The following is a 25,074-nucleotide window of genomic DNA, read 5'->3' as shown; positions in this document are numbered from 1 at the left end:
ATCAGATCTTTCCGATCCGATTTCCTCGGTGCTTTCCAGGTTCCCGCTTTCGCGTTTCCCTTTCCGGCGGTTCCGACTCTATCAGATCCTTTCGGCCCTGATTCCCCGTCAGAGGGGGTTGTCTCCGCGGCCGTTGGGCCGTTTCAACGAGGTGAGACTCTAGCGGACTCCCGGCTCCCGAGCTAATCGGGGGCCGCGTTCTTTCGAACGTGGATTCCTCATTCCGTTGATACGCGCACCGACAGAACGACGACGCCGACAACGCGACTCTCGTCGAAGAGTGGTGAGTACTTGCGGAATCGCTGTCCGGGGACCGACCGGGGTCGGCGCTCACGTCGGACAACTCGGAGAACACTAGGAGGGTGGGAGGGCCGTGTCAAATCCCGGGTCGTACGGCCTCCCGGGGCGTAGTGTGGGGTGCGTGATGACGCGTACGTGTACCCAGCTCTGGTGGGCCGCCTGACGGCGGCCGTACACACGTATGCACTCGACGGCCGCCGCTTCGGCGGCCGTTCTCGTATCTCCCTCCAGGAGGGGCGGCCGGCGGGTGGCGGCGGCCCTGACCAGGAGGTGGAGAGATGACACGGGTCTTCAGTGGGGTCAAGCCGACCGGGCACCTGACGCTGGGGAACTACCTGGGCGCCATGCGGCGGTGGGCCGCGGTGGACCAGCACCGGTCCGACGCGCTGTTCTGCGTCGTCGACCTGCACGCGCTGACCGTGGACCACGATCCGGCGCGGGTGCGCAGACTCAGCCGGCAGGCGGCGTCGCTGTTGCTGGCGGCGGGGCTGGATCCCGAGCTGTGCACCGTGTTCGTGCAGAGTCACGTGGACGAGCACGCCCGGCTGTCGTACGTACTGGAGTGCGTGGCGACCGACGGGGAGATGCGGCGGATGATCCAGTACAAGGAGAAGGCCGCGCGGGAACGGGTCCGGGGCGGGAGTGTGCGGCTGTCGCTGCTCACGTATCCCGTGCTGATGGCGGCCGACATCCTGGCCTACGGGACGGACGAGGTGCCGGTCGGGGAGGACCAGACGCAGCATGTCGAGCTGGCGCGGGATCTCGCGGTGCGGTTCAACCAGCGCTACGGGCACACGTTCGTGGTGCCGCGGGCGACCAGTCCGGCGGTGGCGGCGCGGGTGATGAACTTGCAGGAGCCCGGGTCGAAGATGGGGAAGAGTGACGACACCGGGCCGGGGATCGTCTATCTGCTGGACGAGCCGGACGTGGTGCGGAAGAAGGTCATGCGGGCCGTGACCGACAGCGGGCGCGACGTTGTGTACGACCCGGAGGAGCGGGCCGGGCTCGCCAACCTGCTGGAGATTCTCGCCGCCTGCACGGGTGGGGAGCCTGCGGAGCTGGCCGGCGGGTACGACTCGTACGGCGCGCTGAAGAAGGACACGGCGGAGGCGGTCGTCGAGATGCTGCGGCCCGTGCGGGAGCGGCACAGGGAACTGTCCGCCGATCCCGGGTACGTGGACGGTGTGCTCCGGGACGGGGCCGAGAAGGCCCGGGCCATGGCACGGCCGACCGTGGACGCGGCCTACCGGGCGATCGGGCTGCTGCCCCCGGTGAACGCGGCCCGGTAGGCGCGGGGGCTGGTGGCGAGGCGTGCTGCGAAGTGCTGGCGCATCATGACCTCGCTGCCGAACCCCGCCCGGCGGGCGACCTCGGGCATGGGCAGGTCGGTGCGTTCGAGGAGCTTCTGGGCCGCGGCGATGCGCTGGTCCAGGAGCCAGCGCAGCGGTGTGGTGCCGGTGGCCGCCGCGAAGTGGCGGGCGAAGGAACGCGGGGACATACCGGCGCGGGCGGCCAGGTCGGCGACCGTAAAGGGCTCGTCGAGATGGCGCAGGGCGTGTTCGCGGACGCCGGCGAGGGCGTCGGCGTCGCGGTCCGCGTGGTGGGTGGGGTGCTCGATGAACTGGGCCTGGTTGCCGGTGCGGAAAGGTGCGGTGACCATCGAGCGGGCGATGGTGGCGGCGGCTTCGGCGCCATGGGCCAGGCGTACCAGGTGCAGGCAGAGGTCGATGCCGGCTGCCGTGCCGGCGGCGGTCCAGATGTTGTCGTCCTCGATGAAGAGGGCGTCCGGGACGACCGTGACCCGGGGGTGGTGGGTCCGCAGGAGGTCGAGCAGGCGCCAGTGCGTGATGGCGCGGCGGCCGTCGAGCAGCCCGGCCTGGGCGAGGGTGAAGGCGCCTCCGCACAGGGCGGCGACGGTGGTGCCGCGGTCGTGGGCGCGGCGGAGGGCGGCGAGGACCGGGGCGGGGGCCGGGGTGAGGTGGTCGTCGAGGCCGGGGACGACGACGAGGTCGGCTTCCGCCAGCCAGTCGAGGGGACGGTCGGGGTGGAGGGCGAGGCCGCCGCGCATCGGGACGGCGGTGGTGCCGTCGGCGGCGACGCGGCGCAGGTCGAAGGCGGGGGCACCGCGGTCGGTGCGGTCGGTGTCCCAGACCTCGGTGATGACGGCAACGTCGAAGGCCCGGATGCCGGGGAAGGCGACGAGGGCTACGCGGTAGGGCGCCGCCGGCGCACTTGCTGCTGCTCCTGCCATGGCTGGCAGTAAACCATCGATCGCCGACATTCAGACCTCTGGGGTGTGGCGGGCCCGGGCGGCACGATCGGGGCATGGACATCGCTGAGAACGCAGCACTGGTGGTCGTGGACGTGCAGAAGGGCTTCGAGGAGGTCGACTTCTGGGGTACGCGCAACAATCCGGCGGCGGACGACAACATCGCCGCGCTCATCGACGCGTGGCAGTCGGCCGGGCGGCCGGTCGTCTTCGTGCGGCACGACTCGGTGAAGGCCGGGTCGCCGTTGCGGGAGGGGTACGAGGGCAACGGCTTCAAGGAGTACGTGGAGCGGCGGCGCGGGAAGGGGAGCGGGGCCGAGCTGCTGGTCACGAAGAGCGTGAACTCGGCGTTCCTCGGCGCGCCGGACCTGGGCGACTGGCTGCGGGCGGCGGGGATCCGGCAGCTCGTGCTGGTCGGCATCCAGACGAACATGTGCGTCGAGACGACGGCGCGGATGGGCGGGAACCTCGGGTACGAGGTGGTGGTCCCGTTGGACGCGACGTACACCTTCGACCTGGAGGGGCCGTTCGGCTGGCGGCAGAGCGCGGACGAGCTGGCGCGGGCGTCGGCGGTGTCGCTGCACGGGGGCGGGTTCGCCCGGGTGGTGACGACGGAGGAGGTCCTGGCCGGGTGCTCACCCCGGGTGCGGTGAGCACCCGGCGGTCCGTCGCGGTGTCAGTCAGTCCTTGGTGCCGGAGGCCAGCTCGCGGCTGCGGTCGCGGGCGGCCTCCAGGGCGGCGATGAGGGCGGCGCGGACGCCGTGGTTCTCCAGTTCGCGGATGGCGTTGATGGTGGTGCCGGCCGGGGACGTGACGTTCTCGCGGAGCTTGACCGGGTGTTCGCCGCTGTCGCGGAGCATCTTCGCCGCGCCGATCGCCGACTGCACGATCAGGTCGTGGGCCTTGTCGCGGGGCAGGCCGAGGAGGATGCCGGCGTCGGTCATGGCCTCGACCAGGTAGAAGAAGTACGCCGGTCCCGACCCGGAGAGGGCGGTGCAGGCGTCCTGCTGGGACTCGGGGACGCGGAGGGTCTTGCCGACGGCGCCGAAGATCTCCTCGGTGTGGGTCAGGTGGGCCGCGGTCGCGTGGGTGCCGGCCGAGATGACGGACATGGCCTCGTCGACGAGGGCCGGGGTGTTGGTCATGACGCGGACGACCGGGGTGCCGGGGGCGAGGCGTTCCTCGAAGAAGGCGGTGGGGATGCCGGCCGCGCCGCTGATGACCAGGCGGTCGGCCGGGACGTGCGGGGCGAGTTCGTCGAGGAGGGTGCCCATGTCCTGGGGCTTGACCGTGAGGATCAGCGTGTCGGCGGTCTTGGCGGCCTCGGCGTTGGTGACGGGGGTGACTCCGTGGCGGGCGCGGAGTTCGTCGGCCCGTTCCCGGCGGCGGGCGGTGACCAGGAGGTCGGCGGGCGCCCAGCCGGCTCCGATCATGCCGCTGAGCAGGGCTTCGCCGATCTTGCCGGTGCCGAGGACTGCGACTTTCTGGGTCATGGGTGCGGTGCCCTCCGGAGTGTGCGCGTGGTCCGGGGTCATCCTCGCACTGCGGGTGCGGGTGGGGGTTGCGCGTCCAGTCCGCGGGATGCGGGATGGGTCCCTGGGGGCTGCCGCCCCCAGACCCCTGCCTTCCCCAGACCCCCGCTCTGACTATGCCGTTCGGCGTTTCAGGGTTGCCGCTCCCAGAGCGAGGACCAGGAGGGCGCAACCGGCGACGATCAGGGCGTCGCGGACGAAGGTGGCGGTCATGTCGGTGTGGCGCAGGACCTCGTTCATGCCGTCGACGGCGTAGGACATGGGCAGGACGTCGGAGACGGCCTCCAGAGCCGGGTGCATGTTGTCGCGCGGGGTGAAGAGGCCGCAGAGGAGGAGCTGGGGGAAGATCACTGCCGGCATGAACTGGACCGCCTGGAATTCCGAGGCCGCGAAGGCCGAGACGAAGAGGCCGAGTGCGGTGCCCAGAAGGGCGTCGAGCAGGGCGACCAGGAGGAGCAGCCAGGGGCTCCCCGTCACGTCCAGGCCCAGGAACCAGACCGCCAGGCCGGTGGCGAGGGCCGACTGGACGATGGCGAGGGCGCCGAAGGCGAGGGCGTATCCCGCGATGAGGTCGCCTTTGCCGAGGGGCATGGCGAGGAGGCGTTCGAGGGTGCCCGAGGTGCGCTCGCGCAGCGTCGCGATGGACGTGACCAGGAACATCGTGATCAGCGGGAAGATGCCGAGGAGGGAGGCGCCGATGTTGTCGAAGGTGCGCGGGCTGCCGTCGAAGACGTAGCGCAGCAGGAAGAGCATCACGCAGGGGATCAGCATCAGGAGCGCGATGGTGCGGGGGTCGTGGCTCAGCTGACGCAGGACGCGGGTCGCCGTGGCCGTGGTACGGGAGAGGCTCAGGGGACGGGTGGGGGCCGGGGTGAGGGCGGGTGCGGGGGCCGCGGGGGCCGTGGGGGTGGTCATCGGGTGCTCTCCTTCGTGCGGGCCGCCGCCTTGGCCTTCGCCTCGTCGACCAGGTGGAGGAAGGCTTCCTCCACCGTCTCGGAGCCGGTACGGGTGCGCAGGGCGTCGGGGGTGTCGTCGGCGAGGACCTCGCCCTCGCGCATCAGGAGCAGCCGGTGGCAGCGCTCGGCCTCGTCCATCACGTGGGAGGAGACGAGGAGGGTGGCGCCGCGGTCGGCGGCGATGGAGTGGAAGAGGGTCCACAGGTCGCGGCGGAGTACCGGGTCGAGGCCGACCGTCGGTTCGTCGAGGACGAGGAGTTCGGGGGCGCCCAGGAGAGCCACGCCGAGGGAGACCCGGCTGCGCTGGCCGCCGGAGAGGTTCCCGGCCAGGGCGTCGGCGTGGGTGGTGAGGTCGACGTCGGCGATGACCCGGGTGACGTCCTCGCGGCGGCGGTCGGAGGCCGCCCGGCCGGGGTCGAGGATCTCGGCGAAGTAGTCCAGGTTCTGGCGGACGCTGAGGTCGTCGAAGACGGACGGGGCCTGGGTGACGTAGCCGATGCGGGTGCGCAGGGCCGGGTGGCCTGCCGGGCGGCCGAGGACGTCCAGGGTGCCGGTGACCTTGGCCTGGGTGCCGACGATCGCCCGCATCAGCGTCGACTTGCCGCAGCCGGAGGGGCCGAGGAGACCGGTGATCCGGCCGCGCGGAACGGTGAAGCCGAGGCCTCGCAGGACGGTGCGGGGGCCGCGGACGACGGTGAGGTCTGCGGCGTGGACGGCGGGCGGGGCGGGGTCGCCGCCTTGCCCTTCGGGCGGCCGGGAGGAGTGTTCCGTCGAGTAATTCATCATGTGATGAATACTCCTCCCGGGCGCCCGCGGCGTCAAGCACCCGGCAGGCCGCAGAGCCGTCAGGCCGTCAGGCCGTCGGCTCGGGGGCACCGGGCGTCGTCGGGGTGCTGCCGAGGAGGAGATGGACGTCGTACGTCTCCTCGACGAGACCGTCCGGGAACACGGCGAGCAGGTGGCGGCGCTCCTCGGCGAAGAAGGCCGCGGTGCGTTCCTCGGTGTCGGTCAGGAAGACCGAGTGGCTGCCGAGGTTGGCCAGGTGGGTGTCGAGGGGGACGCGACGGCTCCAGCGGATCTCGCGGTGGACGAAGTCGAGGCTGCCGGTCGGGTCGGCGAAGCGGGCCTCGAACTTCCGTTTCTCGGCGGAGAGGTTCTGGCCGGCGAAGTGCTCGTCGATGCGCCGGGCCGACTCCGCGTTCCACGGCACGTCGAGGGCGTCGGTGTTCCACCACAACGCCAGCGCGCCGCCCGGACGCAGTACGCGCAGCGCCTCCGGGACGGCCCGGCGGGGGTCGGTCCAGTGCCAGGACTGGGCGTAGGTGAGCAGGTCGGCGCAGTGGGCGGCTAGGGGGAGGGCGTTTCCGTTGCCGCGCACCACGGGGACGCCGGGGAGGGTCCGGCGGAACTCGGTGGCCATGCCGGCGCCGGGTTCGACGGCGATCACGTCCGCGCCGCGCTCGTGCAGGCGGGCGGTGGCGAGGCCCGTGCCCGCACCGACGTCCACGACGCGGGAGTCCTTGAGGGGACGGCCGGTCAGCTCCTCCAGCGCGTCGAAGAGGGCGGGCGGGTAGGAGGGGCGGTTGGCGCCGTACTGGGCCGCCGCCGCGTTGAAGGAGTGCGCCCGGACGCCGCGGTCGGCGGCCTGCACGGGCGTGGTGGGGGTGACCGGGGCGTCCGAGGTGGGTGGTGTCGTCATACGGCCATGGTGGCCGGGCGGTCCGGCGCGGGCGCAGGGGGTTCGCCGGAGCGGGCAGGGCGGGGCGGGACGGAGGGAAGGCTCCCCGGAGTCCCGAAGCGGGGAGTTGCGAGTCAGGGAGTCCCGGGTCAGGGAGTCGCGGGTCCCGGTGTCCCCTTCCGGGGTGCCCTCTCCGTGCCCGCGGTTCCCACTTCCGGCCGCCCCGAGCCCGTGCGCCCGCGTGCCTCCGGGCGCGCGTATCCGGACCCGGGTGTGCGGGTTCCGTTACTTGCGGCGGCGCTTCTTCATCGGGTTGCCCGAGCGGCGGATGGTGCGCTTCTCGTACTCCTCGCGGGCCTTGTCGTACTCCGCGCGGTGCAGCTTCTCGCCCGGCGCCTCGGTGAAGGTGCGGAAGAAGTAGGCGAGGAGGGAGCCGACGAAGCCGATGGCGAGCAGGCCGCGCATGGAGGCCTGGCGGTCGGGGTCGGGGCGGCTGGTGAAGCCGGACCAGGTGTGGCGGAAGGCCAGGGCGCTGCAGATCGCGAACATCACGATCATCAGCAGCGACACGAAGCTGCCGATGTCGGCGATCTGGAGGCCCTGGTAGGCGACGCGGAGCACCAAGCAGGCGGCGGCCGCCAGGGCGAGGGAGCCCACGGAGAGGCCCGCCCGGCGGGCGGCGTAGCCGTCGTCGTGGTTCACCCAGGTCGTGCCGTAGAACCGGAGGGGTTCGGGGCGGGGGCCCGCCTGGGTGTCCGGGATGCCGTTCTTGCCGTTCTCTGCGCTCACGCGTCGATTATGGCCCGCGCCTCCCGGGGCGTGCGGCGCGGTCAGCCGCCCTGGCCGGCGCTGCCGAGCGGGCCGACCCGCACCGAGGTGCCGGAGCCGTCCGTGACGGGCAGCGAGGCACCGCCCGGCCAGTCGAGGGTGACCGACTTGGTCTCGTCGGGCGGGGTCACCACCAGGCCGGTGATGCGGACGCCGGAGCCGCCCGTGTCGTTGATCGGGTAGGTGATGCCGAAGGTCACCGTCTCCCCGTCCTTGAGGACGATCCTGGGGGCCGGGTCGCCCGTGCGCTCGGCGGACACGGTGCCGTAGTTCGTCTTCAGGTCGACGCCCGCGTAGCCCGCCATGGAGCAGTCGCGGCCGCCGCCGTTCTTCAGGTCGACCGCGACGGTCCCCTCGGTGTCGCCGCCGACGGTGGCGTCGATCGCCGTGATCTCCAGCTCGTCGGTGCTGCACTTGGCGGCCGTCTTGCCGTCCTCGCCCGCCCCGCCGGTGCCGCCGGAGCCGCCCGTCCCGTCGGTGCCGCCGGTCCCGTTGGGGGACTCCCCCGCGGAGTCCGAACCCGCGGAGTCCGAGCCCGCCGAGCCCGAGCCGCCGCCCGAGGAGGCCTCGGTGGAGGCGGCCGGCGGAGCGGTGCTCTGGCCCGCGGCGTCGTCGTCGTTCTGGCAGGCCGTGAGCGAGAGACCGGCGGCGAGGGCCATGGCGGCGATGGTCAGCTTGCGAACGCGCATCGTTGTCTACCTCAGGATCGGTTGGCGTGCCGGTCCGCCCGTACCCATCGGTGCGAGCGGGCGCTTCTGACCACCAAGAGCCGCTCGGTCCGGCACACCGTTCCCCCCGGCAACCTCCTAGTACGTCCTCAAGACATCCCTGTTACAAGGTCAGCAGCGCGGGGCCACCCAGCCGTCGCTGCCGGTGAGGATGTACGCGTCGGAGACGTACTGACCGCTGCCGATGTTGTCCCAGATGTTCGAGGTGCCGTAGGGGCCGGAGACCCACTGCCCCGTGCGCTGGCAGTTGATCGTGACGCTGGAGCCCTCGGCCAGGACCCGCACCACGGAGTAGTTGGTGCCCGGGCCGCTGCGCACGTTCAGGCGGTAGCCCGGCGCGACCGGGTAGGAGCGCAGGGCCGCCGCCGCGACGACTCCCTCGTCCCCCGTCTTCTCGCCCTCTTCCCCGCCGCCGATGTTCTGGACCTGGTCGACAGACATGAAGAAACTCCCCCCGTTGAACACCCCGCGACTTTCGCGGGGCACCGTTGATACCCCAAGAACAAGCCATGAAACGCCAGTTCGCAAGTCGCACACGCGGGTCGGCAGGCCGCCTCTGTCCCGTACGTCCCATCGACTAGGCTCCGAGCATCGCTCGCGCGAACGAACAGCACGGGGGTGGTTCCATGGCGCCGCAGCGGGATGCCGGAGCGGATGCGGAAGCGGAACTTCCGGAGTACGCCGGCCACTACCGGCTGGAGACCCGCCTCGGCTCGGGCGGCATGGGCGTCGTGCACCTGGCCCGCAGCACCTCCGGGATGCGCGTCGCGGTCAAGGTCGTGCACGCGACGTATGCCAGGGACCCCGAGTTCAGAGGGCGTTTCCGGCAGGAGGTGGCGGCGGCCCGGCGGGTCAGCGGGGCCTTCACGGCGCCGGTCGTGGACGCCGATCCGGAGGCCGGACGACCCTGGATGGCGACGCTGTTCATCCCCGGTCCGACGCTCGCGGAGCAGGTGAAGCGGAACGGGCCGATGGACGAGCCCCAGCTGCGGCGGCTGATGGCCGGACTCGCCGAGGCGCTGCGCGACATCCACCGCGTCGGTGTCGTGCACCGGGACCTCAAACCGAGCAACGTCCTGCTCGCCGAGGACGGACCGAAGGTCATCGACTTCGGCATCTCCCGGCCAAAGGACAGCGAACTGCGCACCGAGACCGGGAAGTTGATCGGTACGCCGCCGTACATGGCGCCCGAGCAGTTCCGGCGGCCCCGGGAGGTGGGGCCCGCGGCCGACGTCTTCACCCTCGGTTCGCTGATGGTGCACGCGGCGACCGGGCGGGGACCCTTCGACTCCGACAGCCCCTACGTCGTCGCCTACCAGGTCGTGCACGACGAGCCCGACCTGACCGGCGTGCCGGACTCGCTGGCGCCGCTGGTGCTGCGGTGCCTCGCCAAGGAGCCGGAGGACCGGCCGACGCCGGACGAGTTGATGCGGGAGCTGCGGTCGGTCGCGGCGGCCTACGACACACAGGTGTTCATACCGGGACCGCGGGCTTCCTCCGAGCCGTCCGGGCTGTCCGGGCCGTCTGAGCCGTCTGAGCCGTCTGAGCCGTCCGTACGGTCTGAGCCGCCCGGGCGGTCCGGGCGGGTCGTGCGGCGGCTGGGGAAGCGGTCGGCGCTCGTCGCCGGGGCGGTGGGTCTCGCCGTGATCGGGAGCCTCGTCGCCGTGCAGGCGTTCGGCGGTTCCGAGCCCGCGGGCACGCCCACCGCGCAGAGTGCGCCGGGCGGGTTCGGGGCGTGGGAGGCGGTGCCCGCGGCGAAGGGCGGCGGGATGCCGCAGTGCTCGTACGCGGGGCGGCGGCTGCTGTGCGCCCGGCCCGGCGTGGTCTTCGCCCTCGATCCGGCCGACGGGAGCACGCTGTGGCGGCACTCCGTCGAGGAGACCGTGCGCAGCGAACCGCCGGTCGTGTCGGGCGGGCTCGTACAGCCCGAGGTCGGCCTGCTGGGCCCGCTGGAGGCGCTCGACCCCGCGACGGGCGAGCCGGCGTGGCAGGAGGACATGCCCGCGTACGACGGACTGCGCACCGTCGGCGACATGCTGCTGCTCACCCGTGCCGACGGGACGGTCACCGGCGTGGACAGCGCCTCGGGGCGGACGAAGTGGACGCACCGGATCCCGGGGCAGGCGGTGCCGTACTTCACCTCGTTCGCCGGGGAGCGGCATCCGGCGGCGTACGCGGCGAGCCGGAGCGCGGACGAGCGCCGGACCCATGTCACCGCGGTGGACCCGGCCGACGGGGACGTGCGCTGGGACGCGGAGCTGGCGGGGGCGCTGACGCCAGTGGGGGCGGCGGACGGTTCCGTGTTCCTCGTCGCCGAGGGGGCGGCCTACGGCGACGTCAAGGCCGTGGTCCGCTACACGCCCGCCACCGGGGCGACCCGGCGGGTGACGCTGCCGATCCCGGTCGAGCAGGCGTCCGCGTCGGCGGGTGTGCGCGAGGACACCGTGTACCTCATGGGCGCGGGCGGGTCGCTGGTCGCCGTCGACATGGCGGCGGGGAAGCAGGCCTGGCGGCTGGAGACGGGCGTCAGCCGGGGCTCGGCGCCGGTCTCCGACGGGCGGCACGTGTACGTCACCGCGCCCGACGGGCGGCTCCTCGGGGTCGACGCCCGCAAGGGCAAGCTCCTCGGGCAGACCCGGCCCCGGCTCGGCGCCGACTCCGACACGGTGCCCGCGTCACTGCCCGCGCCGCTGCTCGCGGGCGGGCACGTGTACGCCGGGGCGCCCGACGGGACGGTGTTCGGGGTGGCGGGGCGGGACCCGGGGGCCTGGTAGGCCGCCGCCCCGGGTCCCCGGTGGGCGTCAGCCCAGCTTGCTGATGTCGCGGACCGCGCCCTTGTCGGCGCTGGTGGCCATCGCGGCGTACGCCTTGAGGGCCGCGGAGACCTTGCGGTCGCGGTTCTTCGGGGCGTACACGCCGTTCAGGGCCTGCTCGCGGCGGGTCAGCTCGGCGTCGTCCACGAGCAGCTCGATGGAGCGGTTCGGGATGTCGATGCGGATGCGGTCGCCGTCCTCGACCAGGGCGATGGTGCCGCCGGCCGCCGCCTCCGGGGAGGCGTGGCCGATGGACAGGCCCGAGGTGCCGCCGGAGAAGCGGCCGTCGGTGACCAGCGCGCAGGCCTTTCCGAGGCCCCGGCCCTTGAGGTACGAGGTCGGGTAGAGCATCTCCTGCATGCCGGGGCCGCCCTTGGGGCCCTCGTAGCGGATGACGACGACGTCGCCCTCCTTGACCTGCTGGGTGAGGATCTTCTGGACGGCCTCCTCCTGCGACTCGCAGACGACGGCCGGGCCCTCGAAGGTCCAGATGGACTCGTCGACCCCGGCCGTCTTGACCACGCAGCCGTCGACGGCCAGGTTGCCCCGCAGGACCGCGAGGCCGCCGTCCTTGGAGTAGGCGTGCTCGACGGAGCGGATGCAGCCGCCCTCGGCGTCCTCGTCCAGGGAGTCCCAGCGCTCGGACTGGGAGAAGGCCTCGGCGGAGCGGACGCAGCCGGGGGCCGCGTGCCACAGCTCGACCGCCTCCTTGGAGGGGGAGCCGCCGCGCACGTCCCAGGTCTTCAGCCAGTCGGCCAGGGACGGGCTGTGGACGGAGTGGACGTCCTCGTTGAGCAGGCCGCCGCGGTGCAGTTCGCCGAGGAGGGCGGGGATGCCGCCCGCGCGGTGCACGTCCTCCATGTAGTACGTGCGGTCCTTGGCGACGTTCGGCGCGACCTTGGCCAGGCAGGGGACGCTGCGCGAGAGGGCGTCCATCTCGGCCAGGCCGTAGGAGACCTCCGCCTCCTGGGCGGCGGCCAGCAGGTGCAGGATCGTGTTGGTGGAGCCGCCCATCGCGATGTCGAGCGCCATGGCGTTGCCGAAGGCGGCGGGGGTGGCGATGTTGCGGGGCAGGACCGAGTCGTCGTCCTGCTCGTAGTAGCGGCGGGTCAGGTCGAGGACCGTGCGGGCGGCGTTCTCGTAGAGCGCCCTGCGGGCGGTGTGGGTGGCCAGGACCGAGCCGTTGCCGGGCAGGGAGAGGCCGATGGCCTCGGTCAGGCAGTTCATCGAGTTGGCGGTGAACATGCCGGAACAGGAGCCGCAGGTCGGACAGGCGTTCTCCTCGATGCGGAGGATGTCCGCGTCGGAGATCTTGTCGTTGACCGCCTCCGACATCGCGTCGACCAGGTCGAGGGTGCGCACCGTGCCGTCGACCAGGGTGGCGCGGCCGGACTCCATCGGGCCGCCGGAGACGAAGACCGTCGGGATGTTCAGGCGGAGCGCCGCGTTGAGCATGCCCGGGGTGATCTTGTCGCAGTTGGAGATGCAGATCAGGGCGTCGGCGCAGTGCGCCTCGACCATGTACTCCACGCTGTCCGCGATCAGGTCGCGGGAGGGGAGGGAGTAGAGCATGCCGCCGTGGCCCATCGCGATGCCGTCGTCCACGGCGATCGTGTTGAACTCGCGCGGGATGCCGCCGGCCGCGGTGACCGCCTCGCTGACGATGCGGCCGACGGGGGCCAGGTGCGTGTGGCCCGGCACGAACTCCGTGAAGCTGTTGGCGACGGCGATGACCGGCTTCCGCCCGATGTCCGCGCCGGGTACACCGGAGGCACGCATAAGGGCGCGGGCGCCCGCCATGTTGCGGCCGTGGGTGACTGTGCGGGACCTCAGTTCGGGCATCGTCGCTCGCTCCTTCGGAGAGTTATGACTGCCGTCGAGCGTACGCCGGTCATCCAGGGGTCGGGACGGGGTGTCCGGAATGCGGGACGCGAGTCTCGTCGTACGCCGTCGTCGGGTGGCCTCCGGGCGGCCTCAGGGGCCGGTGAGGTGGCCCTGTACGACCGGTGCCAGGTGGGCGACGATCTGCTCCGGGTCGGCTGAGGCCAAGGGCTCCACCTTGATCACGTAGCGGAGCATCGCGCACCCCACCAGCTGCGCCGCCGCCAGCTCGACGCGCAGCTCCGCGTCCGGCCGCTGCAGCCGGGCCGCCACGCGCCGCATCAGCTGCGCGGCGATCAGGCGGCGGAAAACGGCGGCGGCGGTTTCGTTGTTGACGGCGGAACGGACGATGGCCAGCACCGGCTTGCGGGTCGTGGGGTTCTCCCACACCCCCATGATGAACCGGGTGAGCTGCTCCCCGATCCCGTCCAGGGGGCCGTCGCCGATCGCGTCGGGGGCCTTCAGGGCGGGTGCGAAGGCGACCTCGATGGCCGCCTCGAAGACCTGCTCCTTGGTTCCGAAGTAGTGGTGCACCAGCGCCGGGTCCACGCCCGCGGCCTTGGCGATGCCGCGCACGGACGTCTTCTCGTAGCCACGCTCGGAGAACTCCTCGCGGGCCGTGATGAGGATGCGCTCGCGGGTGTCCCCGGACTCCGCACGGGGCGGACGGCCGCGGCGGCGAGTGGCCCCCTTCCCGTTGGCGTCGCTCACCGGAGGTCCGTCCGTGCCCCGTGGGCGGCACCCGGTGCCGGGGACACGGTCTGCGCCAGGTGCAGGCGGGTGAAGGCCAGCGCCTCGGCGAGGTCGGCCTCGCGTTCGGCGCCGGACATCGCGCGCCTGGTGTTGACCTCGATGACGACGTGGCCGTCGAAGCCGGTGTGCGCGAGGCGCTCCAGCACCTCGGCGCAGGGCTGGTTGCCGCGGCCGGGGACGAGGTGCTCGTCCTTGGCGGAGCCCTTGCCGTCGGCCAGGTGGACGTGACCGAGGCGGTCGCTCATGCGGTCGATCATGTCGAGGGTGTCGGTGCGGGAGGTCGCGGCGTGGCTGAGGTCGATCGTGAAGTGCCGGTAGTCGTCCTTCGTCACGTCCCAGTCCGGGGCGTAGGCCTGCATCTCGCGGTCGCGGTAGCGCCAGGGGTACATGTTCTCGACGGCGAAGCGGACGTCCGTCTCGTCGGCCATCCGCCAGATGCCGTCGACGAAGTCCCGCGCGTACTGGCGCTGCCAGCGGAACGGGGGGTGCACGACGACGGTGGACGCGCCGAGCTTCTCGGCGGCGGCGCGGGCGCGCTGGAGCTTGACCCAGGGGTCGGTGGACCAGACGCGCTGGGTGATGAGCAGACACGGTGCGTGCACGGCGAGTATCGGCATGCGGTGGTAGTCGCTGAGCCTGCGCAGCGCCTCGATGTCCTGGCTGACCGGGTCCGTCCAGACCATCACCTCCACGCCGTCGTAACCGAGGCGGGCGGCGATCTCGAAGGCCGTCGCCGTCGACTCCGGGTAGACGGAAGCCGTCGACAGGGCGACCTTCGTGTCCTGGATGCGGACGGCGTCGCTTGGTTTTGCCACGGGGGTCAGGTTACGGGGTGGGGTTGGGTGGGTGCGGGGTGCCCGTTCGGCGTTGTGGTGAGTGCCATAGGTGGCATAGGTGCCATAGGTGTGGGCGGCGGGGGGCGGGTCGCGTGGTGGGGGCTCGCGCCTCATCCCTGGCCCATGTGATCCAGCCTGCGCAGGATCACGCCCTCCCGGAGCGCCCACGGGCAGATCTCCAGGCTCTCCACGCGGAAGAGGTCCATCGCGGCCTCGGCCACCAGGGCGCCGGCCAGGAGCTGGTGCGCCCGGCCCTCGGAGACGCCGGGGAGCTCGGCGCGCTCGGTGCTGGTCATGGCGGCCAGGCGGGGCACCCAGGCCTCCAGCGAGGCACGCTTCAGCTCGCGCTGGACGTAGAGGCCCTCGGCGGAGCGGGCGGCGCCGGTGATGCGGGCCAGCTGCCGGAAGGTCTTCGAGGTGGCGACCACGTGGTCGGGGTCGCCGAGGCGGCTGAACTCGCCGACCGTCCGGGCGATCTCCGTACGGACGTGGCGGCGCAGCGCCCTGACGTCGTCCGGGTGGGGCGGGTCGTCGGGCAGCCGGGCCGCGGTGAGCCGGCCGGCGCCGAGCGGCAGCGACACGGCGGCGTCCGGTTCCTCGTCCATGCCGTACGCGATCTCCAGGGAGCCGCCGCCGATGTCGAGGACCAGCAGCCTGCCCGCGGACCAGCCGTACCAGCGGCGGGCGGCGAGGAAGGTGAGCCGGGCCTCCTCGGCTCCGGTGAGGACGCTCAGCTCGACGCCGGTCTCGGCGTGCACGCGCGCGAGGACGTCGTCGGCGTTGCTCGCCTCGCGCACGGCCGAGGTGGCGAACGGCAGGAGGTCCTCGACGCCCTTGTCCTCGGCCGCCTGGAGCGCCTCCCGGACGACCGCGGCCAGCTGGTCGACGCCGTCGGGGCCGATCGCCCCGTCCTCGTCGAGGAGCTGGGCGAGGCGCAGTTCCACCTTGTGCGAGTGGGCGGGCAGCGGGCGGGCGCCGGGGTGCGCGTCCACCACCAGCAGATGCACCGTGTTCGAACCCACGTCGAGGACACCGAGTCTCATGTACGGAACGCTACTGCCGACGGCGCCCGCCGTGGTCCCGTCCTTCCGGTCCGGCGTCTTACCCTGGAGCCGTGCCAAAGACGAAAAAGGCGAAGGACGAAAAGTCGGCCAAGAAGGACAAGAAGCACATCGCGGGCGATGAGAAGGGGCTCGACTTCGCGCGCGCGTGGGTGGAGTTCCCGGATCCGGCGGACGACGAGCAGGTCTTCCGGTGCGATCTGACATGGCTGACCTCCCGCTGGAACTGCATCTTCGGCAGCGGCTGCCAGGGCATCCAGGCGGGCCGCGCGGACGACGGGTGCTGCTCGCTGGGCGCGCACTTCTCCGACGAGGACGACGAGAAGCGGGTCGCCGGGCATGTGGCGCGGCTCACGCCGGACATCTGGCAGCACCACGCCGAGGGCACGCGGAACGGCTGGACCTCCGAGGACGACGAGGGTTCCCGGCAGACCCGGCCCTTCCAGGGCTCATGCATCTTCCAGAACCGGCCCGGGTTCGCGGGCGGTGCGGGATGCTCGCTGCACATCCTGGCGCTCAAGGAGGGCCGGGAGCCGCTGGAGACCAAGCCGGACGTGTGCTGGCAGCTGCCGGTCCGGCGGACGTACGAGTGGATCGACCGGCCCGACGACACGCGCGTGCTACAGGTGTCGATCGGTGAGTACGACCGGCGGGGGTGGGGTCCCGGCGGGCACGACCTGCACTGGTGGTGCACGTCGGCGACCTCGGCGCACGGCGCGGGCGACCCGGTGTACGTCTCCTACCGGCCGGAGCTGGTCGAGCTGATGGGCAAGGCGGGGTACGACCGGCTGGTCGAGCTGTGCGAGGAGCGGCTGGCCTCGCAGCTGCCGTTGCTGGCGCCGCATCCGGCGGACCCCACCGCCGGTCGGTGACACCGGCCGCCCCTTCCGAGCCGGGCTACGAGTCCGACGGGCTCGGGGCGCCGCTGTCACTGCTGCTCGGTGGTGGGGACGAGCCGTCCGTGCCGCCGGTCGGGGACGGTTCGTTCGTCGTCGGGTCCGGGTCGGGCGGCGTCGGCGACGGGTCGTCGGTGGGCGTGGGGGCGGGTGGCTGCGACGTGGACGGGTCCGGGTCCGGGCCCGAGTCGTCGCCCGGGTGGGACGGGGACGACGTGTCGTCCGGCTGGCCGGGGCGCGGGCCCGGGCGGGACGGGGCGGGCGCGGTGCCGTAGCCGTCGATCGCCACTGCGGCGCCGGCGGGTGAGACGGCCACCCGTGCGCTCCACCGGCCGGACGGCTCGCGCAGGTGGTCGACGTACACCCGGACCGTCACGGACTCGCCGGGGCGCAGGGTCCCCGAGGACTGGCTCAGGTAGAGCCAGGAGGCGCCGACGGACGCGGACCAGTGCACCGGGGCGTCGCCGGTCGCGGTCAGGGTGACCAGCGTGGTGTCGCCGTCGTGGCCGGCCGTCACCTCCAGGTGGCCGGCGCCCTTCCCACCGGTGCCGGAGACGCCGACGACCTCCACGGAGACGTCGGCCCCGCCCTTCTCGCCGAAGCCGGTGCCCGGGGTGGTGCTCGTGTTCCCGGCGTTCTCGTAGCCGTAGGCGCCGCCCGCCGACTCGCCTTCCAGGGCGTCCGGGGCGTCCGGGTCCTGCGTCTCGCTGGCGCTGGCCGAGCGGCCCTCCTCGCCCTCGACCACGGGGGTCCCCCGGTAGGCCGCCCACAGGGCGAGCACCGGGGCGGCCACGACGGTGGCGACGACGGTGGTGGTGACGGCACGCGCGCGCAGACGGTCCCGCCGGGCCGCGCGATCCTTGGGGTCCATGGGGAAGCCGCGCCGGTCGAAGCGGGGGGCGGCGCTCCGTGCGCGGGGGGTGTGGGCCAGGGCGACGTGCAGCGCGGTGCGGGGGGCCTCCAGGACGGGCAGTTCGGCTGGGGTGACGCTGGTGCCGGGCCAGCGGCCGGGGATCGCGCGCTCGGCGGTCCGGCGGCAGCGCGGGCAGTCGTCGACGTGCCGGACCAGCTCGCGGCGCAGGGCGCTGCTGAGGACGTAGCGGTTGTCGCCGGTGAGGCGGGCGACGCCGGCGCAGGTGCCGGTCTCCACGACGGCCAGGGCGGCTCGGGTGCGTTCCACCTCGCAGGCGGCCGAGGCGAGCAGTTCCCTGGTGGCGGGGAGGTCCGTGCCGAGGACGGCGGCGACCTCGTGGGGGGCGAGGTGGTGGCGCACGGCGAGTTCGAGGGCCTCGCGCTGCTCGGGGGTGGTGCCGGCGGCCTCCGGCCAGGCGAGGAGGGCGAGTTCGCTGCGGTGTCGCTGGGGGGACTCGTCGTGTGCGGGGGTGGTGGGCGTGGGGCGGCCTGCCGCGTGGCTGCTCGGACGTTTCTGCTTGGCCTCGGCCAGCTTGCGCAGGCAGGCCCAGCGGGCCAGCGCGTACAGCCACGCCCTGCGGTCGGCCGCGGGGCCCGGGCCGCGGTGGCCGCGGCGCTCGGCGATGGCGAGGACGTCGGCCAGGGCGGCGGTCGCGGCGTCGTGGTCGCAGAGCACGGACAGGCAGTACGTGAACAGGCCGTCCAGATACGCGTCGTACGCGGCGTAACGCGCGGGTGGGCGCTGCGCCGGCGGCTGCGCCAGGGGCCTCGCCGCGGTGCGGTCACGCGCTTCCCGGTGCGCCCGGTGTGCGCCGGTCGTGCGGGTCGTGGTTTCCGGACTGCTCCTCATCACTCGGCGACCGTAGGGGGCTATGGGTGGCGCGAACTGGCGCGTTGGGCACTTTTAATCCGTACGGGTGAAACGATCCCTCATAAGGGGACAGGAAGCCGTCCTTCCGTGGCCGGGGCGGGGTGGGAGTCGTCCGTTCGGGGTGCCTGCGGCGGCCTGCGCGGGTTCAGTGGGGGTGCGCGTGGCGCGGTACGTGCGGTGGGTGGGTCGGGGCCGCGCCGGGGGGTGTCCGTCCTCGGAACGGCGCGGAATCGGTCACTTGAAAAGGCTCGGGGCGTTGACGCGCCAACCGCTGCGGGCGGACACCCCCCGACCCGACCCCTTCGCGCCGTACCTACCTGGCTGCGGGCAGTCGTGCCGCTGGGGCGGCACGGGTGGGCGCAGCGGCACCCCGCAACGCCGGGCCGCGTCCCCCTCGCGCCCGCACCCGCCCCGGGTGCCAAGAGCACGCCGGGCCGCGCGACCCACGCCCCCGGGGTGCCGGGGAACGGACCGCGAGGTCGGCTGTCAGTGGGGGCGGTTACCGTTCGTGCATGGCTGCCCGTACGAAGTCCGCCAAGGAACGGCCGTCCTACCGCTGCACCGAGTGCGGCTGGCAGACGGCCAAGTGGCTCGGCCGCTGCCCCGAATGCCAGGCCTGGGGCACGGTCGAGGAGTACGGCGCGCCCGCCGTGCGTACGACCGCGCCGGGGCGGGTGACCACGTCCGCCGTGCCGATCGGCCAGGTCGACGGGCGTCAGGCGACCGCCCGCTCCACCGGCGTGCCCGAGCTGGACCGGGTGCTGGGGGGCGGGCTGGTGCCCGGGGCCGTGGTGCTGGTCGCCGGTGAGCCGGGCGTTGGGAAGTCCACGCTGCTGCTGGACGTCGCGGCCAAGTCGGCGAGCGACGAGCACCGGACGCTGTACGTCACCGGTGAGGAGTCGGCCAGTCAGGTGCGGCTGCGGGCCGACCGGATCCATGCCATCGACGACCATCTGTATCTCGCCGCCGAGACGGACCTCGCGGCGGTGCTCGGGCACCTGGACGCCGTGAAGCCGTCGCTGCTGATCCTGGACTCCGTACAGACCGTCGCCTCGCCCGAGATCGACGGCGCCCCGGGCGGCATGGCGCAGGTGCGGGAGGTGGCGGGGGCGCTGATCCGGGCCTCCAAGGAACGCGGTATGTCCACGCTGCTGGTGGGCCACGTCACCAAGGACGGGGCCATCGCGGGCCCGCGGCTGCTGGAGCACCTCGTGGACGTCGTGCTGCATTTCGAGGGCGACCGGCATGCGCGGCTGCGGCTGGTGCGGGGTGTGAAGAACCGGTACGGGACGACGGATGAGGTCGGCTGCTTCGAGTTGCACGATGAAGGGATCACGGGGCTTGCCGATCCCAGTGGGCTGTTCCTCACGCGGCGGGCCGAGCCGGTGCCCGGGACCTGTCTGACCGTCACCCTGGAAGGGCGGCGGCCGCTGGTCGCCGAGGTGCAGGCGCTGACCGTGGACTCGCAGATCCCGTCGCCGCGGCGTACGACCTCGGGGCTCGAGACCTCGCGGGTGTCGATGATGCTGGCCGTGCTGGAGCAGCGCGGGCGCATCAGCGCGCTGGGGAAGAGGGACATCTACAGTGCGACGGTGGGCGGGGTGAAGCTCTCCGAGCCGGCCGCCGACCTCGCCGTGGCGCTGGCGTTGGCGAGCGCGGCCAGTGACACCCCGCTGCCCAAGAACCTCGTCGCGATCGGCGAGGTCGGGCTCGCGGGAGAGGTGAGACGGGTCACGGGGGTGCAGCGCAGGCTCTCCGAAGCGCACCGGCTGGGCTTCACGCACGCCCTGGTCCCGGCCGATCCGGGCAGAGTCCCCGAAGGCATGAAGGTCCTGGAAGTCGCGGACATGGGGGACGCCCTGCGGGTGCTTCCGCGCTCGCGTCGGCGAGAGGCCACACGGGAGGAGGAGGACCGCCGGTAGACTTTGCCCTGGTCTCGCCCGTCCGTACGACCGAGTGTGCGACACGGGAGCGCCAGAAGAACCTGCGACCGGAGGAGTGCAGTGGCAGCCAACGACCGGGCAGCAGCTCCCGGAAAGTCCGGTGGGAGTGCCGGTGCCGATGGCCTGATGCGCGCCTCACTGAGCGCCGTGGCGCCCGGTACCTCCCTGCGCGACGGCCTGGAGCGGGTCCTGCGCGGCAATACCGGCGGTCTGATCGTGCTGGGTTCCGACAAGACCGTCGAGTCGATGTGCACGGGCGGTTTCGTGCTGGACGTCGAGTTCACCGCGACCCGGCTGCGCGAGCTGTGCAAGCTCGACGGCGGCATCGTGCTGTCCTCGGACCTGTCGAAGATCCTGCGGGCGGGGGTGCAGCTCCTTCCCGATCCGACCATTCCGACGGAGGAGACCGGCACGCGGCACCGGACTGCCGACCGGGTGAGCAAGCAGGTCGGCTTTCCCGTCGTGTCGGTGTCGCAGTCGATGCGACTGATCGCCCTGTACGTGGACGGGCAGCGGCGGGTGCTGGAGGATTCGGCCGCGATTCTGTCGCGGGCCAATCAGGCGCTGGCGACCCTGGAGCGGTACAAGCTGCGCCTCGACGAGGTCGCGGGCACGCTGTCTGCCTTGGAGATCGAGGACCTGGTGACGGTGCGGGACGTCTCCGCGGTCGCGCAGCGGCTGGAGATGGTGCGCCGGATCGCCACCGAGATCGCCGAGTACGTGGTGGAGCTGGGGACGGACGGGCGGCTGCTGGCGCTGCAGTTGGACGAGTTGATCGCCGGTGTGGAGCCGGAGCGTGAGCTGGTCGTGCGGGACTACGTGCCCGAGCCGACCGCCAAGCGGTCCCGTACCGTCGACGAGGCGCTCGCCGAGCTGGACAAGCTCAGCCATGCCGAGCTGTTGGAACTCTCCACGGTGGCGCGGGCCCTGGGGTACACCGGGTCGCCCGAGACGCTGGACTCCGCGGTGTCGCCGCGCGGGTTCCGGCTGCTGGCCAAGGTGCCGCGGCTGCCGGGCGCGATCATCGACCGGCTGGTGGAGCACTTCGGCGGCCTGCAGAAGCTGCTCGCGGCGAGTGTGGACGACCTCCAGACCGTGGACGGTGTCGGCGAGGCGCGGGCGCGCAGCGTGCGGGAGGGGCTGTCGCGGCTGGCGGAGTCGTCGATCCTGGAGCGTTACGTCTGACGCCCGCGGCGGACCCCGGGGGCGCGGCCGCGCCCCCGGTCAGTCGTTCTTCAGGACGAAGGACGTCTGGACCTTTTCGAAGCCCGGCGCCTTGGCCTCGACCAGGTAGGTGCCCGCCTTGGCCGAACCCGCCGGCGGCGTACCGCACTCGGGGGCGCTGGGCTTGCGGTCCCACTTGGTGGTGTAGGTGATGCCGCTGCCCGCGGCGACCCGGTAGCGCAGGCTGCCCGTGCCCTTGACGCAGTCGTCCGAGGCCCAGTAGGCGTCGTCGCCGTCGGCCGGGGTGATGGTGAACACCGCGTGCTTCGGGCCGAGATCGACCTCGCAGTCGCTGCCGGACGTGTTCCGCGCGGTCAGTTCGAACGCGGGGGTCTGTCCGGGCGAGTAGCTGTTGCGGACGCTGCGCAGGCTGAACTTCACCGCGCCGGGGGTGCAGTTGGGCAGGTTCGACCCGGCCGGCAGCGCGTCGCCCGCGCCGACGCCGGTCACGGCGCCGCCCCCGCCGCCTCCGGCGCTTCCCGACCCGGCCGATCCGCCGCCGCCGGACTCGCCGTCGCCGGATCCGGAACCGTCCCCGGAGCCGTCGCCGCCGGAACCCGACCCGGAACCCGAGCCGGAGCCCGACCCGTTGGAGTCGCCGCTCCCCGACTCGTCGCGTCCGCCCGGCGCCTGGCTGATCGCCGGGCCGGACCCCGAGGGGCCCGGAGTGATCGACGGTGCCGGGTTCTTGCCGTTGGCCCCGGCCTCGCGGCCCTTGCCGCCGTCCCCGCCGCCGGAGACCACGATCCACGTGATCAATAGCGCCAACAGGGCGAAAAGAGACAGCAGTACGGCCCTCCGTCGCCAGTAGATGGTGGAGGGAAGCGGCCCGACCGGATTGCGCAGAGATCCCACGGCGCAAACTGTACGAGAGATCGGCGCGTTCCCTTGTCCCACCCGCCGTTTGGGCCGCATCTTTTACGGATCATCATTCCGGAGACCGTCCCGGACCCCGGTCGGCGGGCCGGTGACGGCCGTGGCGGTCTCCGGGTGGCGGTGTTCCCGTGCGGCGGTCCTCCCGTGGCAGGATCGGAGGGACATGACTGCGCCCACGAAGCCCTCGCCAGGCGGACCCTCCGACCCCGCCGCGTCCGGTGTGCCGCTGCACGCCCCCGTCATCGACTGGTTCGACGAGCACGCCCGCGATCTGCCGTGGCGGCGCCCCGAGGCCGGCGCCTGGGGCGTGATGGTCAGCGAGTTCATGCTCCAGCAGACGCCGGTCAGCCGCGTCCAGCCCGTCTACGAGCAGTGGCTGGCCCGCTGGCCGCGCCCCGCCGACCTCGCCGCGGAGGCGCCCGGCGAGGCCGTGCGCGCCTGGGGCCGGCTCGGCTACCCGCGCCGCGCCCTGCGCCTGCACGGCGCCGCGGCGGCCATAACGGAGCGGCACGGCGGCGACGTACCCGCCGACCATGCCCAACTGCTGGCACTGCCCGGCATCGGCGAGTACACGGCCGCGGCGGTCGCCTCCTTCGCCTACGGCCAGCGGCACGCCGTGCTGGACACCAACGTCCGCCGGGTCCTCGCCCGCGCGGTCAGCGGTGTGCAGTACCCGCCGAACGCCACCACCGCCGCCGAGCGGAAGCTGGCGCGGGCGCTGCTGCCCGAGGAGCAGGCGAATGCCGCCCGCTGGGCCGCCGCCTCGATGGAGCTGGGTGCGCTGGTCTGCACGGCGAAGAACGAGTCGTGCCACCGCTGCCCGATCGCGGCCCAGTGCGCCTGGCGGCTGGCCGGCAAGCCCGCCCACGACGGTCCGCCGCGGCGCGGCCAGACGTACGCGGGCACCGACCGGCAGGTGCGCGGGCGGCTGCTCGCGGTGCTGCGGGACGCGGCCGGGCCGGTGCCGCAGGCTGCCCTCGACCAGGTGTGGCAGGAGCCGGTCCAGCGTGCCCGCGCCCTGGACGGCCTGGTGGCCGACGGCCTGGTGGAGCCGCTGGCGGACGGTCTGTACCGGCTGCCGCTGAGCTGACGCGGAGTCCGGCCGGCTATCTGACGGTTCCCCCGGTGGTTCTGTGACGGTTCCCCCGGTGGTTCTGTGACGGCTCCTCCGCCCGACAAATCGCCTGATGTCGCTATCAAGTGGGCTACCGACTTACCCGGTTCCTACTTCCGTTACACAACCGACGGACAGCCGAGGGTTTGCCGCAGGCTGCATCGCACAGCGCCGTGACAACGCTTCCCTACCTTCGTTTGTGTGCCCCCCGGGCACAGCACGACTACGGACCACAGGCAGTGGGCCGGCGGTGACCACCGTCGGAGTACGGGGATCGGAAGGCGGTTGACATGGGCGAGGTGCTCGAGTTCGAGGAGTACGTCCGCACCCGGCAGGACGCGCTGCTGCGCAGCGCCAGGCGCCTGGTCCCCGACCCCGTCGACGCCCAGGACCTGTTGCAGACCGCGCTGGCGCGGACGTACGGGCGCTGGGAGACCATCGAGGACAAGCGGCTCGCGGACGCCTACCTGCGCCGGGTGATGATCAACACCCGGACCGAGTGGTGGCGGGCGCGGAAGCTGGAGGAGGTGCCGACCGAGCAGCTCCCCGAGTCCCCCATGGACGACGCCACCGAGCAGCACGCGGACCGCGCCCTGCTGATGGACGTCCTGAAGGTGCTCGCCCCGAAGCAGCGCAGCGTCGTCGTGCTGCGACACTGGGAGCAGATGTCAACGGAGGAGACCGCCGCCGCCCTCGGTATGTCGGCGGGAACGGTCAAGAGCACGCTGCACCGGGCGCTCGCCCGGCTCCGCGAGGAGCTGGTCGCCCGCGATCTGGACGCACGGGCGCTGGAGCGTGAGGAGCGGGAGCGTTGCGCGGCCTGACCGACGGTCGGACACCCGGGGGGACCCGGAGAACCACGCAGGCGGCGAGTACGGCGGTGGCCGTGTTCGTCGCCCTCGGCGTTTCCCTGGCCGGCTGCGGGACCGGGGGCACCGGCGCCCGGGACGAGGGGCCGGCCCACGCGGACACGGCGGGCGCGGGCTCCCCGTCCCCCGCGCCCGCGGCGAAGGCGTCCCCCTCCAAGGCCCCCGACCGTGTCGACGCGGTGCGGCTCGTCAAGGCCGATCCCAAGGTGTCCCCCGAGGTCAAGCGCGAGCTGAAGCCCTGCGTCGCCGACGAGTACCCGATCGACGTGTCGTACGGGAAGCTGACGGACGGCTCGGCGGACGACGTCGTCGTCAACGTGCTGACGTGCGGTGACGCGGTGGGTGTGGGCAGTTACGTGTACCGCGAGGAGGACGGCGCGTACCAGAATGTGTTCAAGGCCGAGGAGCCTCCGGTCTACGCGGAGATCGACCGCGGGGACCTGGTGGTGACCAAGCAGGTGTACGACAAGGGCGACCCGGTGTCGAGTCCGTCCGGCGAGAACGTGATCACGTACCGCTGGGCGTCGGACCGGTTCACCGAGGAGTACCGCACCCACAACGACTACAGCAAGGCCGCGGGCAACGCGCCCACCCCGGTTCCGGAGCCGGACGGCTGAACCGCCGGCCGTCCCGGGCGGCGTGAACCGACCGGGCCGCTCGCACCGATGACCCAGTGAGCGTGGTACGCGTACCGGCGGCCCGTTCGACCGTTCGACCGACCACACCATGAGGAC

Annotated in this window: 23 protein-coding genes; 9 read left to right on the top strand and 14 right to left on the bottom strand. The window is 72.8% G+C overall.

Annotated features, from left to right (window positions below):
- Positions 1-578: 578 nt before the first annotated feature.
- Positions 579-1,589, top strand: coding sequence for a tryptophan--tRNA ligase (trpS, locus tag ACH4D3_RS30195; protein ID WP_398328430.1), 1,011 nt, complete (start codon positions 579-581; stop codon positions 1,587-1,589).
- On the opposite strand, the gene ACH4D3_RS30190 is transcribed toward trpS, so the two are convergent.
- A complete protein-coding gene (locus ACH4D3_RS30190; RefSeq protein ID WP_398328428.1) occupies positions 1,544-2,551 on the bottom strand; it encodes a GlxA family transcriptional regulator in 1,008 nt (335 codons plus the stop codon). The genes trpS and ACH4D3_RS30190 overlap by 46 nt on opposite strands.
- A gap of 74 nt (positions 2,552-2,625) precedes the next feature.
- Here ACH4D3_RS30190 and ACH4D3_RS30185 point away from each other — a divergent pair, with 74 nt between their 5' ends.
- Entirely contained in the window at positions 2,626-3,222 is a 597-nt protein-coding gene (locus tag ACH4D3_RS30185) for a cysteine hydrolase family protein (RefSeq protein ID WP_398328425.1), read from the top strand.
- Positions 3,223-3,249: 27 nt separating this feature from the next.
- On the opposite strand, the gene proC is transcribed toward ACH4D3_RS30185, so the two are convergent.
- The 7 genes from proC to ACH4D3_RS30150 all read right to left on the bottom strand — a co-directional run bounded on the left by proC (position 3,250) and on the right by ACH4D3_RS30150 (position 8,732).
- On the bottom strand, positions 3,250-4,062 hold the full coding sequence (gene proC / locus ACH4D3_RS30180; RefSeq protein WP_385363060.1) for a pyrroline-5-carboxylate reductase: 813 nt from the start codon (positions 4,060-4,062) through the stop codon (positions 3,250-3,252).
- Between the two features lie 153 nt (positions 4,063-4,215).
- Entirely contained in the window at positions 4,216-5,016 is an 801-nt protein-coding gene (locus ACH4D3_RS30175; RefSeq protein ID WP_398328422.1) for an ABC transporter permease, read from the bottom strand.
- Positions 5,013-5,843: an ABC transporter ATP-binding protein gene (locus ACH4D3_RS30170; protein WP_398328419.1), complete on the bottom strand. Its 831-nt coding sequence runs from the start codon at positions 5,841-5,843 to the stop codon at positions 5,013-5,015. The genes ACH4D3_RS30175 and ACH4D3_RS30170 overlap by 4 nt, the downstream gene beginning before the upstream one ends.
- A 67-nt stretch (positions 5,844-5,910) precedes the next feature.
- Complete coding sequence (locus ACH4D3_RS30165; protein ID WP_398328416.1) at positions 5,911-6,756, bottom strand: class I SAM-dependent methyltransferase; 846 nt, start codon at positions 6,754-6,756, stop codon at positions 5,911-5,913.
- Positions 6,757-7,020: 264 nt separating this feature from the next.
- Entirely contained in the window at positions 7,021-7,524 is a 504-nt protein-coding gene (locus ACH4D3_RS30160; protein ID WP_398328413.1) for an EamA/RhaT family transporter, read from the bottom strand.
- Between the two features lie 41 nt (positions 7,525-7,565).
- Positions 7,566-8,252, bottom strand: a complete 687-nt coding sequence (locus ACH4D3_RS30155; protein ID WP_398328410.1) for a DUF4232 domain-containing protein — start codon at positions 8,250-8,252, stop codon at positions 7,566-7,568.
- A 150-nt stretch (positions 8,253-8,402) separates the two neighbouring features.
- Positions 8,403-8,732: an SH3 domain-containing protein gene (locus ACH4D3_RS30150; RefSeq protein WP_398328408.1), complete on the bottom strand. Its 330-nt coding sequence runs from the start codon at positions 8,730-8,732 to the stop codon at positions 8,403-8,405.
- A 185-nt stretch (positions 8,733-8,917) separates the two neighbouring features.
- On the opposite strand from ACH4D3_RS30150, the gene ACH4D3_RS30145 reads away from it, so the two are divergent.
- Positions 8,918-11,065, top strand: coding sequence for a serine/threonine-protein kinase (locus ACH4D3_RS30145; RefSeq protein WP_398328405.1), 2,148 nt, complete (start codon positions 8,918-8,920; stop codon positions 11,063-11,065).
- 27 nt (positions 11,066-11,092) lie between these two features.
- Here ACH4D3_RS30145 and ilvD read toward each other — a convergent pair whose 3' ends face one another.
- From ilvD to ACH4D3_RS30125, 4 genes are all read right to left on the bottom strand, one after another.
- On the bottom strand, positions 11,093-12,946 hold the full coding sequence (gene ilvD, locus ACH4D3_RS30140; RefSeq protein ID WP_398328402.1) for a dihydroxy-acid dehydratase: 1,854 nt from the start codon (positions 12,944-12,946) through the stop codon (positions 11,093-11,095).
- Between the two features lie 132 nt (positions 12,947-13,078).
- The gene (locus ACH4D3_RS30135; RefSeq protein WP_398328399.1) at positions 13,079-13,696 is read right to left on the bottom strand and encodes a TetR family transcriptional regulator; all 618 of its coding nucleotides are present in this window, start codon (positions 13,694-13,696) and stop codon (positions 13,079-13,081) included.
- Positions 13,693-14,553, bottom strand: coding sequence for a sugar phosphate isomerase/epimerase family protein (locus ACH4D3_RS30130; protein ID WP_398328396.1), 861 nt, complete (start codon positions 14,551-14,553; stop codon positions 13,693-13,695). Before ACH4D3_RS30130 ends, ACH4D3_RS30135 begins: the two co-directional genes overlap by 4 nt.
- 131 nt (positions 14,554-14,684) lie before the next feature.
- On the bottom strand, positions 14,685-15,617 hold the full coding sequence (locus tag ACH4D3_RS30125) for a Ppx/GppA family phosphatase (protein ID WP_398328394.1): 933 nt from the start codon (positions 15,615-15,617) through the stop codon (positions 14,685-14,687).
- 71 nt (positions 15,618-15,688) lie between these two features.
- Between ACH4D3_RS30125 and ACH4D3_RS30120 the strand changes: the two genes are divergently transcribed.
- Positions 15,689-16,507: a hypothetical protein gene (locus ACH4D3_RS30120; protein ID WP_398328391.1), complete on the top strand. Its 819-nt coding sequence runs from the start codon at positions 15,689-15,691 to the stop codon at positions 16,505-16,507.
- Between the two features lie 25 nt (positions 16,508-16,532).
- On the opposite strand, the gene ACH4D3_RS30115 is transcribed toward ACH4D3_RS30120, so the two are convergent.
- A complete protein-coding gene (locus ACH4D3_RS30115; RefSeq protein ID WP_398328388.1) occupies positions 16,533-18,293 on the bottom strand; it encodes a hypothetical protein in 1,761 nt (586 codons plus the stop codon).
- Positions 18,294-18,826: 533 nt separating this feature from the next.
- On the opposite strand from ACH4D3_RS30115, the gene radA reads away from it, so the two are divergent.
- Both radA and disA read left to right on the top strand, forming a co-directional pair.
- The gene (gene radA / locus ACH4D3_RS30110) at positions 18,827-20,236 is read left to right on the top strand and encodes a DNA repair protein RadA (protein ID WP_398328385.1); all 1,410 of its coding nucleotides are present in this window, start codon (positions 18,827-18,829) and stop codon (positions 20,234-20,236) included.
- Between the two features lie 81 nt (positions 20,237-20,317).
- Positions 20,318-21,442, top strand: coding sequence for a DNA integrity scanning diadenylate cyclase DisA (disA, locus tag ACH4D3_RS30105; protein ID WP_003975482.1), 1,125 nt, complete (start codon positions 20,318-20,320; stop codon positions 21,440-21,442).
- A 39-nt stretch (positions 21,443-21,481) separates the two neighbouring features.
- On the opposite strand, the gene ACH4D3_RS30100 is transcribed toward disA, so the two are convergent.
- The gene (locus ACH4D3_RS30100) at positions 21,482-22,336 is read right to left on the bottom strand and encodes a hypothetical protein (protein ID WP_398328382.1); all 855 of its coding nucleotides are present in this window, start codon (positions 22,334-22,336) and stop codon (positions 21,482-21,484) included.
- Between the two features lie 184 nt (positions 22,337-22,520).
- Between ACH4D3_RS30100 and ACH4D3_RS30095 the strand changes: the two genes are divergently transcribed.
- The 3 genes from ACH4D3_RS30095 to ACH4D3_RS30085 all read left to right on the top strand — a co-directional run bounded on the left by ACH4D3_RS30095 (position 22,521) and on the right by ACH4D3_RS30085 (position 24,957).
- On the top strand, positions 22,521-23,447 hold the full coding sequence (locus ACH4D3_RS30095; RefSeq protein WP_398328379.1) for an A/G-specific adenine glycosylase: 927 nt from the start codon (positions 22,521-22,523) through the stop codon (positions 23,445-23,447).
- A gap of 314 nt (positions 23,448-23,761) precedes the next feature.
- On the top strand, positions 23,762-24,295 hold the full coding sequence (locus ACH4D3_RS30090) for a SigE family RNA polymerase sigma factor (protein WP_003975479.1): 534 nt from the start codon (positions 23,762-23,764) through the stop codon (positions 24,293-24,295).
- On the top strand, positions 24,283-24,957 hold the full coding sequence (locus tag ACH4D3_RS30085) for a hypothetical protein (RefSeq protein WP_398328376.1): 675 nt from the start codon (positions 24,283-24,285) through the stop codon (positions 24,955-24,957). The genes ACH4D3_RS30090 and ACH4D3_RS30085 overlap by 13 nt, the downstream gene beginning before the upstream one ends.
- Positions 24,958-25,074: the final 117 nt, after the last annotated feature.

It is taken from the genome of Streptomyces sp. NPDC018026 (genome assembly GCF_044327745.1).
In the GTDB taxonomy this organism is placed as follows: domain Bacteria; phylum Actinomycetota; class Actinomycetes; order Streptomycetales; family Streptomycetaceae; genus Streptomyces; species Streptomyces rubrogriseus.
Note: the sequence above shows the minus strand (reverse complement) of the source record. Positions and strands in the feature narration are given on the sequence as shown.